Genomic DNA, 15,601 nt, shown 5'->3' with positions numbered 1-15,601 from the left:
CCAACTTACCGCCGTCCACCTTGTCGTGACGAACCAGCCCTACCCTGACCGCATGGCCACCGCACCGTCCGGCAGCAGGACGTCCAAGAACCGCTCTGCGACCACGACGATCGCCGCCCCGGCCGCCGTGGTCTTCGCGATCCTCGCCGACCCGCGCCAGCACGCCCGGATCGACGGCTCGGGCAACGTCCGCGACGCCGTCGACGGCCCCGAGCGGCTCGTGCTCGGCTCGCGGTTCGCGATGGGCATGAAGAAGGGCGCCAGCTACCAGACGAAGAACACCGTCGTCGAGTACGACGCCGATCGGCTCATCGCGTGGCGCCACGTCGGCCTGCACCGCTGGCGCTACGAGCTCGCCCCGACCGCCGACGGCGGCACCGAGGTCACCGAGACCTGGGACCTGTCGCACTACCCGGCACCCGGCCGCCTCGCCCTGAGCGCGCTGTTCGGCACCGCCACCCAGCAGGCCGTCGAGGCGACGCTGGTCAAGCTCAAGGCCGCCGCCGAGGCCGACGCCGCACGGTCCTGAGCCGGCCGGCGCCGAGCCGGTCGGAGGTCACCCCCGCGGGCGCACCGACGCGCGGCGCGCGCGGCATACCCTGGGCGGGCCCGACCCGGGCCGACGAGACGGGAGACCGCCATGGACTGGTGGATGTGGTTGGTGCTGGTGCTGGTGATCGTGGCGGTGGTGGTCGGGGGCGTCGTCGCCCTGCAGGCCCGCCGCCGACGCGGTGGCGTGATCGTCGGCGGCTCGGCGAGTCGCGGCAGGCGCTCGTCGTGACCCGGCTGATGCGCACCTCCGAGATCACCGGGCTGCCGATCGTGACCCTGGCCGGTGACGACGTCGCCCAGGTCAAGGACATCGAGTTCTCCGGCGACGGCGGCGCGGTGGCCGGCTTCACCCTCGCCGGCCGCGGCCTGTTCGCCGGACCGCTCAAGACCGGGCTGACCTGGACCAACGTCCTCGGGCTGGGCCCCGACGCGGTGATCGTCCGTGACGAGTCGGCCCTGGGCCCGGTCGACGACGTACGCCGGGCGGCCGAGTCGGCCGGCTCGGCGGGCGGCAACGTGCTCGGCGACCAGGTGCTCACCGACGGCGGCACCGACCTGGGCCGGGTCGTCGACGTGGTCGTCCAGTACGACGACGGCGCCAGCGCGTGCGACGTCGTCGGCTACGAGATCGAGGCCTCGGAGCACCTGGCGGCCAAGGCCTCCAACGCCAGCAACGGCACCCGCCTGCTGGTGCCGCTGCCCGACACGCTCGCGGTGTCCGGCGAGCACCTGATGGTGCCGGCCAGCGCCGAGGGCTTCGTCTCCGGCGACCTGGCCGGCTTCGGTGCTGCCGTCGCCGCCTTCCGCGCCCAGCTGGGCGGCACGCCGACCGGCACCCACACCGCTACCCCCGAAGGCGGGATCTGACGTGCAGTGGTCACAGCTCAAGGGCCGCAAGGTCGTCAGCACCGCCACCGCCGACCGGGTCGGCAAGGTCAGCGGATTCGTGCTGGACCCCGAGACCCGCTGCGTCGTCGCCCTGGAGCTCAAGAAGACCGACACCGGCAGCATCGTGCGGTGGAGCGACCTGGTGGCCGTCGGGAGCGACGCGGTGACGGTGGCCGACGCCGCGGTGGTCGTCGAGCCCGACGAGGCCCTCGAGGCCCTGTCCGGCAAGCGCGGGGCGGTCCTGAAGAAGCTCGTCCTCGACGACGGCGGCCGAGCCCTCGGCAAGGTCACCGACCTCGACCTCGACCCCGAGACGGGTGCGCTGCGCGAGCTGCTCCTCGACGAGCGCACCGTCGTCGGCGAGCGGCTGCTCGGTGTGGGCTCGTACGCCGTCGTCGTCGGGTCCGACTGAAGCCGACCCGCCGCCGGCCTGACGGCCGGCGGCGCCGGGTGGTCAGGCGATCTTGCCGGACCCCTCCTTGTCGACCCGCTCGTCGAAGAGGAGCTCGCCCTCGTCGTCGACCGGGACGTACTCGACCTTGAAGTCGATCGGCGAGCTCTTCTGGTACTCGAAGTTGTCGCCGTAGGAGAAGCTCTCGCCGGTGCCGAGCGTGTAGATGCCGGCCTCGTTGAACCCGTCGGGCGCCAGGTCGCTGTCGTGGATGCCCTGCGCCTCGTAGAGGTCGTCGCCGGTCAGCCCGTCCATGCCCTGCATGTAGGGCCAGTCGTCGTAGCGCGCGGTGACGTTGACCAGGCTCGAGCCGAGGTCGATCGGGTCACCGTTGTTGGTGATCACGTAGTTGAGGAAGACGAGCGTGTCGCCGACCTCGATCAGCGGCTTGTTGGTGTCGGGGTCGGTGAAGTTGCCGGTGTCCTCGGCCTTCGCGGTGCCGACCTGGTAGACGTCGACCTTCACGTCGCCGGCGTTGATCGTCGTGACCAGGTCGCCCTTGATCACCGGCGGCAGCGCCCACGCGGGGTTGGTGCCCGAGCCCGGCGCCGCGGGCTCCTCGGACGGCTCCTCGCTCGGCTCCTCCGTCGGTTCCGAGGTCTCGGGTGCCTGCGTGGTCTCGGGCTCGGCCGCCGCGCTGGTCGGCTCGCTCGACTCCTCGGCCCCGGCGTCGGACCCGTCGGAGTCGTCGCCACAGGCGCTCAGGCTCACCGCCGCCAGGACGGCGAGCGAGCCGAGGGTGAGGGACGGACGGCAGGAACGCAGGTGCATCAGGTGTTCTCCTCTGGGTCGGGTCCCGCCATGTTCCCCCGTGTGTCCAGAGTGAAACGCGGGGTCAGGTGTGATGTCGGGCCGCCGCGCAGCTGAGCAGAAGTGGGAAACCCGATCATCGGTAGGTCTCCTACGCTGAGGAGATGATGAACACATCCACCTTGGACGGCGCAAGTTGCCGATCTACTGCAATACGAACCGCGTGCCTTCCGGGCTTGAGCTCACAACTCGTCAAGGCGTCGTTGTAAGCATTGAACAAGCACAAAGTGCCCGACGCGACCTCGATCTCCCCTGAGAAGACGACGTCTTTCGGAACATCCTCTTCGGAATTCCAGATCCTGACTCGCGCCTTGCCGTCCTGCTCGTGCTGCACGCGCATCATCATCCCGGAGACTGCGACCGTGACCAGTTGGTCCGGCGACTGCCAATCCGGTATCTCCTCATGGGACTTGGAGTCACTGATGACCAGAACACCAGAGGGGAATCTGGAAGCAATCTTCCCAATCTTTGCCATCTCGGCTCCGATATGTAGAGGACGATTCAGACCTCGGAAGTTACTGCATGTCTTTCCCGGTGCGTTGCGCCTTCGCCTTTCTGTCCGAGTCACCCTGTTCGGTTTACCCGAATTCACCGACTCCCGCGCGGCCCGCAACTGGTTCGACCCGCCGAGCTTCGCGGCGTAGCGATCTTCCCCTCCTCGAGGTCGACGTCAGGGTGGAGCAGGCGACCCTCGGTCGAGCTGGCACCAGTTCGGTGCCGGCAGTGACGCCGTCGAGAGGCTAGGGCGCACTCCAGCGGGCCATGGCCTCCTGCAGCCACCAGGGTGCGTCCGCCATCGGCGGCATCGGCTGCTCGCGGGTGAGCTGGGCGGCGCGTTCCTCCTGCTCGGCCAACGACGGTACGTCGTGGGCGGCACGATCGGCATCGGTCGTGGCAGGGTCGACGTCCCAGAGCCGGTGCCGCTGACCGTCGGGCACGAACTGGGTGCCGAACCGCTGGGGCCTGCCCTGGTACATCAGCCAGCGGTCCAGGGTGGCCGCAGCGAGCCAGCGGGCGGGTCCGTGCCCGGCTGCGGCGGCCCGAGCAGCCAGCTCGTGGGCTAGCCCGAGCTCGCCGACCTCGTCGCCGTGGTTGAGCAGCCATGCGGCGTCGTACAGGTCGGCGGGGGCCACGACGCGGCCAGCGTCCAGGAGCTCGCCGAGGCGTCGTCGACGGGAAGCGTCGCGCTCACGCAGCGCGAGGTACTCAGGCGTGCCGGCCACAGGGTGAGGCACGCGGTCGGCCTGGTCGGCCCGCACGAGTGCACGGAGCTCGGCGTTCACGAGCTCACCCTCGCGCCGCGTGGTCCCGACCGACCCCTCGCTCAGGCCCAGGGGTTCTCGCCGCTCCCGGCGCCGACCTGGTTGCGGAGGTTGTCGAGGGCGGCCTGGCTGTCGGCGTCACGATCCCGGAAGTCCTGGATGATGGCCTGGAGCATGGCGGTGCCCTGCTTGATGTCCCACGTCAGGTTGCGAAGCGACGATGCGTTGTTGTCGCCGACGTTCCACATCCAGAACGACGCACCGTTGTAGCGCAGGCCGACCTCGCGCGCGGACGGCGCCAGCAGGTTGCCGTCGTCCGCGCCGGTGACGACCTTCGGCTCAGCCTGCTCGACCCCGTGGGCCAGGTTGTTCAGTCCGCTGCAGAGCGAGTCGACCACGTCTTGTCCGGGCAGCACGATCTCGTAGGCAGAGGCGTCCGCGACATCGAAGACGCTGGTCTCGTCGCCCCAGTCACCGTCACCGTCGTCGCTCACCCGAGGCGTCAGGTCGAACAGTGACCGGTGGCCCTCGAAGACGGTCCAGGCATTGTGGAGGGCCTCCTTGATCAAGCCCTCCTGCTGGCTGATGCCGTCGTCGATGTCGGCGAGGCCTTCCTCGAACGCGGTCATCAGCTCCTGGTAGTTGGCGCCGTTGCGCTCGAGCCTCAGCTCTCCGACATGGTCGTTGGTGGCTGAGATCGCGGTGATCCCCGCGGTGGCGAGGGCGAACGGGAGCGTGGCTCCCCCAGTGGCGACGGCGCTGGCACCGGCGATGACCGCTCCGCTCAGGGCCAGCACGAACGTGATGTCGGAGGGTGCCTCGGTCTCGGCGTACGCGCTCAGTGCCGCGGTGGTCTTCTCGATGTGGGTGTCGCGATCCGAGCGGGCCCTGGTCCAGATCTCCTCCTCGGCCGACCAGGCCTCCGCGACGACCGTGGCAAGGCAGCCGTGGTTGGCGATCACCGCCGGAAGCTGGTTGACGAAGCTGTTGTTGAACGCGTTGAGAGCAGCCCCGCGGAACAGCGGAGCGTTGTCCGACACCGTCTTGAGGTAGCCGCCGAGGGTGCCGCCGAACGACGTGGCGTCGCCGACGTTGAGCGCGGTGATCGGCTCCCGCGCCTTCACGGCCCCGTCGTTGAGGGCACCCGGCTCGGGCAGCCTCGACTCTTGCCAGTCCGTCAACGCGGTGTCCACGCGGGCGCGCACCTCCGCGAACTGTGCGGTGAAGTCCAGGTCTTCGGTGGAGTCGGGATAGTACGCCGCGCCCTTCCCGGACTTGTTCACGTTCCCGTTGACACCGAAGAGGTTCGACTGCCCGTACCTGATCTCATCCCTGTCGGGATAGACGTTCCACCCGTCGCTGCGCATGTAGGCGTCGATAGCTGCTTGCTTGAGCGCGTCGGTGTCCATTAGTAGTCCCTCAGTGGCTGGCCGAACGGATGGCGTCATCTCGAACTACCCGGCCGTGGGCAGGGCAAACCGCATCGGCTGTCGCCGTGGGCTCACGGCGTCCCCGCACCGGGCCGTGACCGCGCTGCTCCGGTGGGCATGTCGGCGCACCCGCAACCCCGGGCCGGCCGGAGTCGACCACCCCACAAGCACAACGGCGCCCCCAGCCCCGCCCAGGCCGACCACAGAGCGCACGGAGACGGAGGCCGGCCCCGGGGCTCGGCGGCCGCCACCCACACCAGCGGCAGCAAGACCAGACGACCGCGGCCAGCGAGCCCCGGGCCGGCCGGAGTCGACCACCCCACAAGCACAACGGCGCCCCCAGCCCCACCCAGACCGACCACAGAGCGCACGGAGACGGAGGCCGGCCCCGGGGCTCGGCGGCCGCCACCCACACCAGCGGCAGCAAGACCAGACGACCGCGGCCAGCGAGCCCCGGGCCGGCCGGAGTCGACCAGACCAGCTAGTGCAGCTCGCCGAGATCCTCGTGGGCCTCGTGCGACTCCGGCTCGACCTGGAACGTCGCGTGACGCACGTCGAAGTGCTCGGCGACGCAGGAGCACAGTTGGTCGAGGATGGCGCCGACCCCGCGGGCGGCGAGCGCCTCGTCGGTCACGGTGACATGGGCCGAGAGGCTGGGCATGCCGCTGGTGATCGTCCAGGCGTGCAGGTCGTGGACGTCGACCACGCCGTCGACGTGGCGCAGGTGGTGCTCGACGTCGTCGAGCTCGAGGCCCTGCGGGGCGATCTCGAGCAGCACGACGCCGGCGTCACGCAGCAGCAGCACCGCCCGCGGCAGGATCATCACGGCGATCACGAGGGAGGCGAGCGGGTCGGCGCGGTCCCACCCGGTGACCAGGATGACCACGCCAGCGGCGATCGCGAGCACCGAGCCGAGCAGGTCGGCGAACACCTCGTTGGCCGCCCCGCGCAGGTTGAGGGAGCCCTTGTCGCTGCGGTTGAGGATCGCCATCGACACGCCGTTGGCGACCAGGCCGAAGGCCGCGAACGCGATCATCGGTCCGGCATCGACGTCGATCCGCGCGGGGTCGCCGAGTCGCGACAGTCCCGCCCAGGCCAGGTAGCCGCAGACCGCGAGCAGCACCAGGGCGTTGACCAGCGCGGCCAGCACCTCGGCCCGGTGGTAGCCGAAGGTGGAGCGGCGGCCGGCCTTCAGCGAGGCGACGTACGACGCCCCGAGGGCGAGCACGACCGCCCCCGCGTCGGTCGCCATGTGACCGGCGTCGGCCAGCAGCGCCAGCGAGCCCGTGACCACGGCGCCGACGACCTCGACCACCATCACCGAGGCGGTGACGCCCAGCACCCAGCGCAGCCGGCGCCGGTCGGCGGCCCGGGACGCGCCGTGGCCCGACTCCCCGTGACCGTGCCCATGTCCGTGCCCCATGCGCCCAGCCTGGCACGGTGGTAGGGATGGGGTGTGGACGACCTCCCTGCTCTCGTGCGTGACGTCCGCTTCATGCCGCGACTGGGCGGCTACGCCATGACCCCGGTCGACCAGGCGCTCGACCGGCTGGTGGAGGCGCTGGAGGCCGGGGCGGACGGCGAGGCCGTCAGCGCGCTCTGCGACCCGACGGCGTTCGCGACGGCCCGGCTGCGGATGGGCTACGACAGGCAGGAGGTCGACGACTTCCTGCGCGACCTCGCCAGGACCGCCGGCGGACCCGAGCGGCCCGCCGATTGGCCGGTCTACGAGGCTCCCGACGTCGTCAGCGAGCAACTGGGATGGCGTGCCCGGCTGCGCGGGCGACGCCGCTGACCGAACCGGCTCGGCCGGCTCAGCCGGACCGGCCGGCGGTCGGTGTCAACCGCGCCCGTGCGGCTCGAGCCACACGGCGGGATCGGGGCCGGCCGGCACGATGCCGGTGGGGTTGATGTCGCGGTGGACGACGTAGTAGTGCTTCTTGATCTGCTCGAAGTCGATCGTCTCGCCGAAGCCCGGGGTCTGGAACAGGTCGCGGGCATAGCCCCACAGGTGGGGCAGCTCGACGAGCTTCTGCCGGTTGGTCTTGAAGTGGCCGTGGTAGACGGCGTCGAACCGCGCCAGCGTCGTGAACAACCGCACGTCGGCCTCGGTGATGGCCTCGCCCATCAGGTAGCGGCGGGTCGAGAGCCGCTCCTCGAGCCAGTCGAGGGCGACCCAGAGCCGCGCGTAGGCGTCGTCGTACGCCGACTGCGTGCCGGCGAAGCCGCACCGGTAGACGCCGTTGTTGACCTCGGTGAAGACCCGCTTCATCACCCGGTCCATCTCGTCGCGCAGCGCGACCGGCCACAGGTCGGGGGCGTCGGCGCGGTGGTGCTCGCGCCACTCGTGGAAGAAGTCGTGGGTGATCCAGGGGAAGTCGTTGGTGACCAGGCGCCCGGTCGACTCCTCGACGACGGCCGGCACGGTGATGCCGCGCGGGTAGTCGGGGAAGCGCCGGAAGTAGGCCTCCTGCAGCCGCTCCATGCCGAGCACCGGGTCGCGCCCGCCGGGGTCGAGGTCGAAGGTCCACGACCGCTCGTCGTGGGTGGGCCCGCACAGCCCGAGCGAGATCACGTCCTCGAGCCCGAGCAGGTTGCGCACGATGATGGCGCGGTTGGCCCACGGGCAGGCCAGCGCCGCCACCAGCCGGTAGCGGCCGGGCTCGACCGGCCACAGCTCGCCCTCGACCGGCCCGTGCTCGGGTCGGCGGGACTCGCGGGTGATCCGGTCGGGGACGTAGGTCATGTCGCGGTCGAAGCCGTCGGCCTCGACGTAGGACTGGCCTGATGACTTCTCGTCGTCGCTCACCGGATCAGGCTACGGGCAGGGCGAGCCTCAGCCGATCTTGTCGATCCGCCACTCCTCGTCCTCCAGGACGAGGTCGATGGAGCCGTCCTCGTTGTTGCTGTCGTCGGTGCAGCCGGTGATGGCGTAGTCGACGGTCGCCGCGTCGCCGGTGATCTGCTCGTTCTTGACGTCGATGTCGCACCCGGCGACGTCGCCGGTGCCGAATGCGTCCTCGCCGGCCTTCTCGCACGAGGCCTTGACGATCTCGACGTCCGCGGCACGGCCGGCGGCGTCGGTGGAGAGGTACTTGTTGCTGAAGAAGTTGACGATCTCGCAGTTGCCGTCGACGGTCCCGTCGAAGAACGCCTCGACCCGGCCCGAAGGGCTGTCGGCTGCGTTCGTGTCGCCGCCACCGTCGCCACCGTCGCCGCCCTGGGTGGCGCCGCCGTCACTGGTGCTGGCGTCGCTGCCCCCGTTGTCGTCCTTGTCGTCGTCGCCCGAGGTCAGGACCACGACGAGCACGACGCCGACGATCAGCACCAGCGCCACGACCCCGGCGATGATGGCGAGCATCGTGCCCTTGCCACCGCTCGACGAGCCGCCGCCGGGGCCCGCGCCGTAGGGCGTCTGCCAGGGGGCCTGGCCCGGGGCGGCGTACGCGCCCTGCGCGGGATGGCCCGGCTGCTGCCCGTACGGCGGCTGGCCGGGCTGGCCCGCCGGCTGGCCGTACGCCGGCTGGCCCGGCTGCTGGCCGTACGCCGGCTGGCCCGGCTGGGGATAGCCGCCGGCGGCACCGGGCGCCATCATCGTGTCGTCCGACGCCGGGTGGGCGGGGGCTGCGGGGGGCTGGGGCGGGGTGCCGGCGCCCTTGTCGAGGTCGATGCCGGGGGTCGAGCCCGGGCGGGCGATGCGGGTCGCCTCGTCGAACGGGTTGGCGGCGGGGTCCGCAGGAGCGGGCTCCGGGGCCGAGGTCTCCGACCCGGCCGGCTGGGTCCGCTCGGTCCAGCCGTTGCCGTCCCACCAGCGCTGGGTGCCCTGGCCGTCGTCGTACCAGCCGGGAGGGATGTTGCCTTGGGTCATGGGTGCTCCTGGGTCGCCGCGGGTCGGCGCATCATGTCACGCACCGGCAGCTCGGATCGCGGTCGGATCGGGTCGGGTCAGGCGGGGTCGGGTCAGGCGGACGCGGCGTCGACCGGCAGCAGCGCGGCGACGAAGTCGAGCTTGTCGAGGACCGGGGGCGGGATGACGAACGGGTAGACGTCGTCCTTGCCCATGCTGCGGTTCATCTGGTTGAGCGCGATGGACAGCGGGATCCAGACGCCGGTGACGACGTCGCGGAACTGCGAGAAGTCGGAGATCGCACCGACCGTGAGGAGCCCGTAGTCGCGGGCCGTCTCGATGGTGTCGGCGATGTGCAGGAAGTGCGCCCAGGTCTCGGCGAAGTCCTCGAAGGGGTGCATGGTGGCGTAGGTCGAGATGAACGAGCTGGCCCAGTCGGCCGGCGGGCCCTGGTCGTAGTGGCGCTCGATCTCGGCCTGGTAGTCCTTGGACTCGTCGCCGAACAGCTCGCGGCACCGGCTCATCAGCTCGTCGCCGCGCACCAGCTGCCACTCGGCGTAGTGGCCGAACTCGTGGCGGAAGTGACCCAGCATCGTGCGGTAGGGCTCGGCGAGGTTGGCGCGGACCTTCTCGCGGTGGGCGTCGTCGCTCTCGGCGAGGTCGATGGTGATGATGCCGTCGGCGTGGCCGATGACGACGTTCTCGTCGACGCTCGAGAGCAGGTCGAAGGCGAGACCCTGCTCGGGGTCGTCCTCCTTGCTACGCACCGGGTAGCCCAGGGTGTCGAGCTCGGCGATCAGGTGCCGCTTGGCCTGCTCGGCCAGGGGGAACTGCTCGAGCCCGATCGGGTCGTCGTCGGCCGGGCGGGTGCGGGTCAGGTCGCAGACCGAGCACTGTCCGCCGGGCACGCGCGAGAGCCAGGTGCACCCGGATAGGCCGAGGTTGCGGCACACGTGCCAGACCAGGCCGGTCGCGTCGACGTACTGACCGTGCTCGTCGACGGGTACGATCGCCCGCTCGCTGCGGGAGTAGCCCAGGGCGGTCCCGCAGGAGACGCAGACGGAGTTGTCGAAATGCAGCGGGTTGTCGCACACGCGACAGCGGAAGGCCTTCACGAGCCACCATCATCCCGGCCGGCACGACCCCGCCCGCTCACCGGTCGGGGTGAGTGGACGGGGCCGGGGTCTGGGTCAGCCCGGGTCAGGACGGGAAGTCGGACGGGAAGGCCGACTCGAGCTCCTCGAGGTAGCTCTGCAGGTCGTCGGGGTCGGTCGGGAAGTCCGTCGGGATGTCGAGCTCGGTCGGGACGTCGGTCGGGAAGTCCGTCGGGATGTCGGTGGGGAGATCGGTGGGGATGTCGGACGGCATGGTGGGGGCCTCCGCGGAGGGGGCGCTGCTGCTGCCGAGGTCGAGGTTGCCGAAGCTGGAGATCAGCCACGTGCCGTCCACCTTCGTCAGCTCGTAGTCGCTCTTGATCTCTCCCGCCCCCTCGATCCCGGAGATCGTGACGGGCACGGTGGCCTTGTCGCCGTTCTCGTCGGCGTCACCGACGTCGTACTTGACGTCGTCCAGCCTGCCGTCGGGGTTGAGCTCCTCGTCGCAGTTGGCGCCGAGCTCCTTCTTGAGGCCCTCGGTCAGCGTGGCGATGGCCTTGTCGCAGTCACCGTCCTTGGCGGCGTCGAAGTAGGCCTGCACCGTCTCGGCCGGGTCGTCGCCGGAGGCCTCCTTGTCGCCCTTGCCGTCGCCGCCGTCACCGCTCAGGAGGACCGCGGCGAGCACACCGCCGCCGATGAGCACGAGCACGCCCACGACGATGCCGATGATGAGCCCGGTCTTCTTCTTCGGCGGGGTGCCGCCGTAGGGGGCCTGGCCGTAGGGCTGGGCGTACTGGGGCTGCTGACCGTAGGGCTGCTGACCGGCGCCGTAGGCCGGCTGGCCCGGGGCGCCGTACGGCGGCTGGCTGGGCGGCTGCCCCGGCTGCTGGCCGTAGGACTGACCGTAGGGCTGACCGTAGGACTGGCCGGGGTCCTGCTGCGGGAGCTGCTGCGTCGGCTGGGGCTGGTCGGAGGGACCCTGGCCCGGTGCCGCCCACTGGGAGCCGTCCCACCAGCGACGTCCACCCTGACCGTCGTCGTACCAGCCGGGCGGGGTGGTGTTGCTCATCGTGTCTCCTGGGGGATCGGGGGCCCGTCGTGGGCGGGCGCCAGCGGGGACAGTCTTCACCACCGCGGGGGTGGTCTGAAACCTCCAGCGTGGCCGTGCGTCCGCACGACCGACCGTCGACACACCTAGGACGCGAGGGCCTCGAGGGCCTGCCGCACGCGGGTGGTGCTGCCGGTGCCGACGGCGTACGCCGCGAGGTTGCCGCTGAGGAGGTCGGTGCGCCTGGTCTCGAGCGCGGCGTCGCCGAAGACCTCGGGGTCGCCGGCGGCGTAGACCGCCGCCGCCTCGGGACTGGCGAAAACCAGGACGACCGTGGTGACCTTCTCCGCGCCCGGGTCGGGACCGACGAGGGCCAGCAGACCGGCCGTACCGCCACCGTCGACCGCGAGCGCAGGGAGGTCGTCGTCGGGGGCGGCCGCGCTGACGTCGGCCACACCGGCGTCCTCGACCGCGGCCACGACCTGGTCGGACGTGGCGTCCTGCGGCCGGTCGGCGACCACCACGTCGACCCCGGCGGCGTCGAGCTCGGGGCCGAGACCGGCCAGCGGCACCCCCTGGGCGCCGTCCTCGTAGGGCGGCGGCTCGTCGCTGCAGCCGGTCGCGCCCCACGCGAGGGCGAGGACGACGGCGACGACGGGCAGGCGCATGGGGGCCATCATGACGGGCCGGTGGTCGGGCCGGTGGTCGGGCCCGAGGGTGCGGTCGGGGGCAGCGGGGCCACGTCGACGCTGACCCGCATCGTCGAGCGCTTGGCCTCGGTGAAGATGACGCCCTTGACCGGTGGCACGTCGCCGTAGTCGCGGCCCCACGCGACCGTGACGTGCCGGTCGGCGACCTCCTGGTCGTTGGTGGGGTCCAGGGCGATCCACTGGTCGGCGCCGTCGTGGTGGCCGAGCCACACCTCGACCCACGCGTGGCTGGCGTCGGCGCCGACGATCCGCTCCTTGCCCGGCGGGGGCTGGGTGGCCAGGTAGCCGGAGACGTAGCGGGCGGCCAGGCCGTGCGAGCGCAGGCAGGCCAGCATGAGGTGGGCGAAGTCCTGGCAGACCCCGGCGCGGCGCTCGAGGGTGTCGGCCACCTGGGAGGTCACCGTCGTGGCCGTCTTGTCGTAGTCGAAGTCGGCGTGGACGCGGTGCATCAGGTCGGCGACGGCCTCGCCGACCGGACGGCGCGCGGTGAGCGAGGGAGCCGCGTAGTCGGCCACGCCCGGGGCGTGGGCGGCCAGCGCCGACGGCAGCGCCAGGTCGGCCACCGCCCAGGCGCCCCGCGTCGTCGGCGCGACCACCGGGCGCAGCGTCTCCCAGGGCGTGGCCAGCGCCGCGGGGGCGATGGTGCGCGCGACGACGTCGATCTCGCCGGAGCCCTCGACCTCCAGGCTCTCGTGGGGCTCGGTGACCTGGTAGTAGGTGACGTGGTTGCCGTAGTAGTCGCGGTCGGACGCCTGGTCGCCGGCGGTGGGCGTGACCGCGACGTCGTACGCCGTGACCTGCTGCCACGGCAGGCTGCGGGGGACGAGGTGGGCGACGCCCAGGCTGTCGCTGACCGGGGCGTCGTAGGTGTAGGTCGTGGTGTGGCGCACGGCGTACCTCACGAGACGACCGCCTCGAGCGACTCGACGAGCGGCAGGGCGGCCAGCGGGCGGGGCGCCGGGCCGGTCGTGAGGTGGACCTCGGTGACCGCCTCGGCCACCCGGGCCAGCTGGACCACGTAGCGGGCCAGGAACGCCTCGAGGTTGGGCCGCGACTCACCGCCGATGGCGACCAGGGTGGCGATGTCGGTCTCGGCGAGCTCGGCGACGAGGTCGGCGACGAGCCGCTCGGGGCGGCTGGAGCCGGTGGAGGCGGGGAGCTGGTCGAGGTGGAGGGCGACCTGGTCGAGGGCGAAGGCGAGCGAGCGCGGGTTGTCGCGGTCGGTGAGCAGCAGCTCGAGCACGCCGCCCGGGCGCACCGACCCGCGGTAGCGCCGACGGTGGGTCACCGAGCTCTCGGCTGCGGCGAGGACGGCGTTGAGCACCTCGCGGTCGACGTCGAGCCCGCGGCGCACGGTGGTCGTCGCGGCGAGCAGGTGGACGACCTGGAGCCCGCGCTCGAGGTAGCGGCCGACGGCGATCATGTGCCAGCCGGGGTCGCGGATCATGCTCGCGGTGGCGCCCTGCAGGCTGAGGATGCCGGTGAGCATCCGGCCGGCCGATTCGGCGACCTGGTGGCTGTGGGTGCTGCTCTCGAGCACGGACGCCGCCCGGTCGGTCGACCCGAACGCACGCCATACGTCGAGCGAGAGCTGGTCGCGCACCCCGGACAGTGCGGCGCGCAGGCCGCCGAGGGCGTGGGTCACCGACCCGACGCGCCGGGCGTCGAGCAGCACCGAGCGGAACTCGGCGTCGAGGTCGCCGGACGCGCGCAGGCCGGGTCCGGCGAGCCGGGTGAGCGCGCCCAGCATCACGTCGAGACCCGCCGCGCCGGTCGAGCGCGGACGGCTGCGGTAGTCGTCGGCCTGGGCGTGCACGGCGAGCACGAGCCGGATCAGGTCCTCGGCCCGCTCGGCGTAGCGGCCGAACCAGAACATGTCCTCGAGGATGCGCGGCACGATGCCGGTCGAGGCCCGGGTGTTGGTCATCGGCAGCACCTCGGCCAGGCCCTGGTCGGCCGCCATCGCGTCGGCCTTGAGGACCCACACGTCCTTGCTGCCGATGCTGATGCCGTCCTCGACGACACTGGCCAGGCCCCCCACCAACGGGCGGTACGCCGACCCGTAGCGCAGCGTGAAGGCCCGCAGCGTCAGCGGCCGCGAGACCACGTGCCCGCGCTCCCACGTCGGCGACTGCGACAGCGGCAGCCGCTGCTGGCCCACGAAGCGGTGCGGCTCGGCGAGCAGCATCGCGGTGAGGGTGTCGCGGCGCAGCCCGCTCAGGTCGACGGCCGGGCCGTCGATCCGGCGAACCTGCAGGGTGTCGAGGTGGTCGAGGACCCGCTCGAGGCCGTCGGGCTCGCCGCACCACCAGGTGGGGACCGAGGGCAGCCGCAGCTCCTCGCCCAGGAGCCGCTCGCACACCGCCGGCAGGTAGGGCAGCAGCGCGGGGTTCTCCAGGATGCCGGCGCCGAGGCCGTTGACGACACGCACGCGTCCCCGGCGTACGGCCTCGACGAGCCCGGCCACACCCAGCTGCGAGTCGCCGCGCAGCTCGAGGGGGTCGCTCCAGGCGGCGTCGACGCGGCGCAGGATGACGTCGACGCGCTCGAGCCGGCCGAAGACCCGCATCTGCACCCAGCCGTCGCGCACGACCAGGTCGTTGCCCTGCACCAGCGGGAAGCCGAGCGCCGAGGCGATGAACGACTGGTCGTACGCCGTCTCCGACTGGCTGCCGGGGCTGAGCACCACGACGCGCGGGTCGGCCAGGTCGCCGGGCGCGCTCTGCAGCAGCGCCGAGCGCAGGGCGCTGAAGAAGGGCTCCATCCGGTGCAGCCCGGCCTCGCGGTAGAGCTCGGGCAGCACCCGCGACAGGACCCGGCGGTTCTCCATCGCGTAGCCCAGCCCGGACGGCGCCTGGGCCCGGTCGGCCAGCACCCGCCACTCGCCGCGGTCGTCGCGACCCAGGTCGGTGGCCGAGAGCACCAGGGGCCGCGGCTCGAACGCCGAGCTGCGCGCGACGACGCGGACGAACCCCGGGTGGCTGTGCACGACCGCCGAGGGCAGGACGCCCTCGGACAGGAGCTTCTGGGGACCGTAGAGATCGACCAGCATCGCGTTGAGCAGCTCGGCACGCTGGGCCAGCCCGATCTCGAGCGGCGCCCACTGCGCGGCGTCGATGACGACCGGGAGCGGGTCGAGGTGCCAGGCGTCGACGCGCTCGCCGGGGCGCGAGTAGGTGACCCCGTCGTCGGCGAGGAAGCGCGCGATGTCGTCGTCGACCCGGCGCAGGTCGGCCGGGGTGAGCGCGACCGCGAGCTCGGCCAGACCCTTCCACGGCGCGCGCAGCGCACCGTCGGGGCCGACCACCTCGTCGTACCGGACGGGCCCGCCGCCCGCGCCGTCCAACGTGGGTTGCGTGACCCCGGCGGCGTACTCGCGCAGGACCGTCACGGCGCCAACCCTGACACGTGCTCCGACTCGCGGGTCGGCGGACCTCCACCGACGTCCGTCGGGTGAGACGCGCCCCCACGCCGAGGCGGCGCACAGAGACGCCGACTCGGCGTCGTGA

The 15,601-nt window shown here is 72.0% G+C and carries 17 protein-coding genes; 5 read left to right on the top strand and 12 right to left on the bottom strand.

Translation table 11 applies throughout. The features are described 5' to 3' along the window. Positions 1-52: 52 nt before the first annotated feature. From FJQ56_RS11475 to FJQ56_RS11465, 4 genes are all read left to right on the top strand, one after another. A complete protein-coding gene (locus FJQ56_RS11475) occupies positions 53-529 on the top strand; it encodes an SRPBCC family protein (RefSeq protein ID WP_140009522.1) in 477 nt (158 codons plus the stop codon). Positions 530-640: 111 nt separating this feature from the next. Continuing rightward, positions 641-781, top strand: a complete 141-nt coding sequence (locus FJQ56_RS22150) for a hypothetical protein (RefSeq protein ID WP_170215351.1) — start codon at positions 641-643, stop codon at positions 779-781. Beyond that, complete coding sequence (locus tag FJQ56_RS11470; protein ID WP_140009521.1) at positions 778-1,419, top strand: PRC-barrel domain-containing protein; 642 nt, start codon at positions 778-780, stop codon at positions 1,417-1,419. Before FJQ56_RS22150 ends, FJQ56_RS11470 begins: the two co-directional genes overlap by 4 nt. 1 nt (position 1,420) lies before the next feature. After that, positions 1,421-1,852: a PRC-barrel domain-containing protein gene (locus FJQ56_RS11465; protein ID WP_170215350.1), complete on the top strand. Its 432-nt coding sequence runs from the start codon at positions 1,421-1,423 to the stop codon at positions 1,850-1,852. Between the two features lie 42 nt (positions 1,853-1,894). On the opposite strand, the gene FJQ56_RS11460 is transcribed toward FJQ56_RS11465, so the two are convergent. The 5 genes from FJQ56_RS11460 to FJQ56_RS11435 form a co-directional block, all read right to left on the bottom strand. Further along, positions 1,895-2,662, bottom strand: coding sequence for a hypothetical protein (locus tag FJQ56_RS11460; RefSeq protein WP_170215349.1), 768 nt, complete (start codon positions 2,660-2,662; stop codon positions 1,895-1,897). Between the two features lie 130 nt (positions 2,663-2,792). After that, a complete protein-coding gene (locus FJQ56_RS11450; RefSeq protein WP_140009518.1) occupies positions 2,793-3,176 on the bottom strand; it encodes a hypothetical protein in 384 nt (127 codons plus the stop codon). A gap of 265 nt (positions 3,177-3,441) precedes the next feature. After that, complete coding sequence (locus FJQ56_RS11445) at positions 3,442-3,984, bottom strand: hypothetical protein (protein ID WP_140009517.1); 543 nt, start codon at positions 3,982-3,984, stop codon at positions 3,442-3,444. A 41-nt stretch (positions 3,985-4,025) separates the two neighbouring features. Next, positions 4,026-5,372 (bottom strand): hypothetical protein, encoded by a 1,347-nt coding sequence (locus FJQ56_RS11440; protein ID WP_140009516.1) that lies wholly within the window; start codon positions 5,370-5,372, stop codon positions 4,026-4,028. A 502-nt stretch (positions 5,373-5,874) separates the two neighbouring features. After that, positions 5,875-6,816, bottom strand: a complete 942-nt coding sequence (locus FJQ56_RS11435; RefSeq protein WP_140009515.1) for a cation diffusion facilitator family transporter — start codon at positions 6,814-6,816, stop codon at positions 5,875-5,877. Between the two features lie 33 nt (positions 6,817-6,849). Here FJQ56_RS11435 and FJQ56_RS11430 point away from each other — a divergent pair, with 33 nt between their 5' ends. Then, on the top strand, positions 6,850-7,188 hold the full coding sequence (locus tag FJQ56_RS11430; protein ID WP_140009514.1) for a DivIVA domain-containing protein: 339 nt from the start codon (positions 6,850-6,852) through the stop codon (positions 7,186-7,188). 45 nt (positions 7,189-7,233) lie between these two features. Here the strand turns inward: FJQ56_RS11430 and FJQ56_RS11425 are convergent, their stop codons facing one another. From FJQ56_RS11425 to FJQ56_RS11395, 7 genes are all read right to left on the bottom strand, one after another. After that, on the bottom strand, positions 7,234-8,139 hold the full coding sequence (locus FJQ56_RS11425; protein WP_140009829.1) for a glutathione S-transferase family protein: 906 nt from the start codon (positions 8,137-8,139) through the stop codon (positions 7,234-7,236). A gap of 90 nt (positions 8,140-8,229) precedes the next feature. Next, entirely contained in the window at positions 8,230-9,261 is a 1,032-nt protein-coding gene (locus FJQ56_RS11420) for a DUF2510 domain-containing protein (RefSeq protein WP_140009513.1), read from the bottom strand. 92 nt (positions 9,262-9,353) lie between these two features. Continuing rightward, the gene (locus tag FJQ56_RS11415) at positions 9,354-10,355 is read right to left on the bottom strand and encodes a zinc-binding metallopeptidase family protein (RefSeq protein WP_140009512.1); all 1,002 of its coding nucleotides are present in this window, start codon (positions 10,353-10,355) and stop codon (positions 9,354-9,356) included. Between the two features lie 85 nt (positions 10,356-10,440). Further along, on the bottom strand, positions 10,441-11,403 hold the full coding sequence (locus FJQ56_RS22925; RefSeq protein WP_140009511.1) for a DUF4878 domain-containing protein: 963 nt from the start codon (positions 11,401-11,403) through the stop codon (positions 10,441-10,443). 125 nt (positions 11,404-11,528) lie between these two features. Then, positions 11,529-12,050: a hypothetical protein gene (locus FJQ56_RS11405; RefSeq protein ID WP_140009510.1), complete on the bottom strand. Its 522-nt coding sequence runs from the start codon at positions 12,048-12,050 to the stop codon at positions 11,529-11,531. A gap of 8 nt (positions 12,051-12,058) precedes the next feature. Continuing rightward, positions 12,059-12,994, bottom strand: coding sequence for a transglutaminase family protein (locus tag FJQ56_RS11400; protein WP_140009509.1), 936 nt, complete (start codon positions 12,992-12,994; stop codon positions 12,059-12,061). Further along, on the bottom strand, positions 12,991-15,483 hold the full coding sequence (locus FJQ56_RS11395; RefSeq protein ID WP_140009508.1) for a circularly permuted type 2 ATP-grasp protein: 2,493 nt from the start codon (positions 15,481-15,483) through the stop codon (positions 12,991-12,993). The genes FJQ56_RS11400 and FJQ56_RS11395 overlap by 4 nt, the downstream gene beginning before the upstream one ends. Positions 15,484-15,601: the final 118 nt, after the last annotated feature.

Source organism: Nocardioides plantarum (assembly GCF_006346395.1).
Taxonomy (GTDB): Bacteria; Actinomycetota; Actinomycetes; order Propionibacteriales; family Nocardioidaceae; genus Nocardioides; species Nocardioides plantarum.
This window is presented reverse-complemented; position numbering and strand designations above follow the sequence as displayed.

Bases quoted from the DNA above. Each gene is read 5' to 3' on its own strand.
- FJQ56_RS22150 (WP_170215351.1), top strand. From the start codon at position 641: ATGGACTGGTGGATGTGGTTGGTGCTGGTGCTGGTGATCGTGGCGGTG.
- FJQ56_RS11475 (WP_140009522.1), top strand. From the start codon at position 53: ATGGCCACCGCACCGTCCGGCAGCAGGACGTCCAAGAACCGCTCTGCG.
- FJQ56_RS11435 (WP_140009515.1), bottom strand. From the start codon at position 6,816: ATGGGGCACGGACATGGGCACGGTCACGGGGAGTCGGGCCACGGCGCG.
- FJQ56_RS11420 (WP_140009513.1), bottom strand. From the start codon at position 9,261: ATGACCCAAGGCAACATCCCTCCCGGCTGGTACGACGACGGCCAGGGC.
- FJQ56_RS22925 (WP_140009511.1), bottom strand. From the start codon at position 11,403: ATGAGCAACACCACCCCGCCCGGCTGGTACGACGACGGTCAGGGTGGA.
- FJQ56_RS11440 (WP_140009516.1), bottom strand. From the start codon at position 5,372: ATGGACACCGACGCGCTCAAGCAAGCAGCTATCGACGCCTACATGCGC.
- FJQ56_RS11405 (WP_140009510.1), bottom strand. From the start codon at position 12,050: ATGCGCCTGCCCGTCGTCGCCGTCGTCCTCGCCCTCGCGTGGGGCGCG.
- FJQ56_RS11425 (WP_140009829.1), bottom strand. From the start codon at position 8,139: ATGACCTACGTCCCCGACCGGATCACCCGCGAGTCCCGCCGACCCGAG.
- FJQ56_RS11460 (WP_170215349.1), bottom strand. From the start codon at position 2,662: ATGCACCTGCGTTCCTGCCGTCCGTCCCTCACCCTCGGCTCGCTCGCC.
- FJQ56_RS11450 (WP_140009518.1), bottom strand. From the start codon at position 3,176: ATGGCAAAGATTGGGAAGATTGCTTCCAGATTCCCCTCTGGTGTTCTG.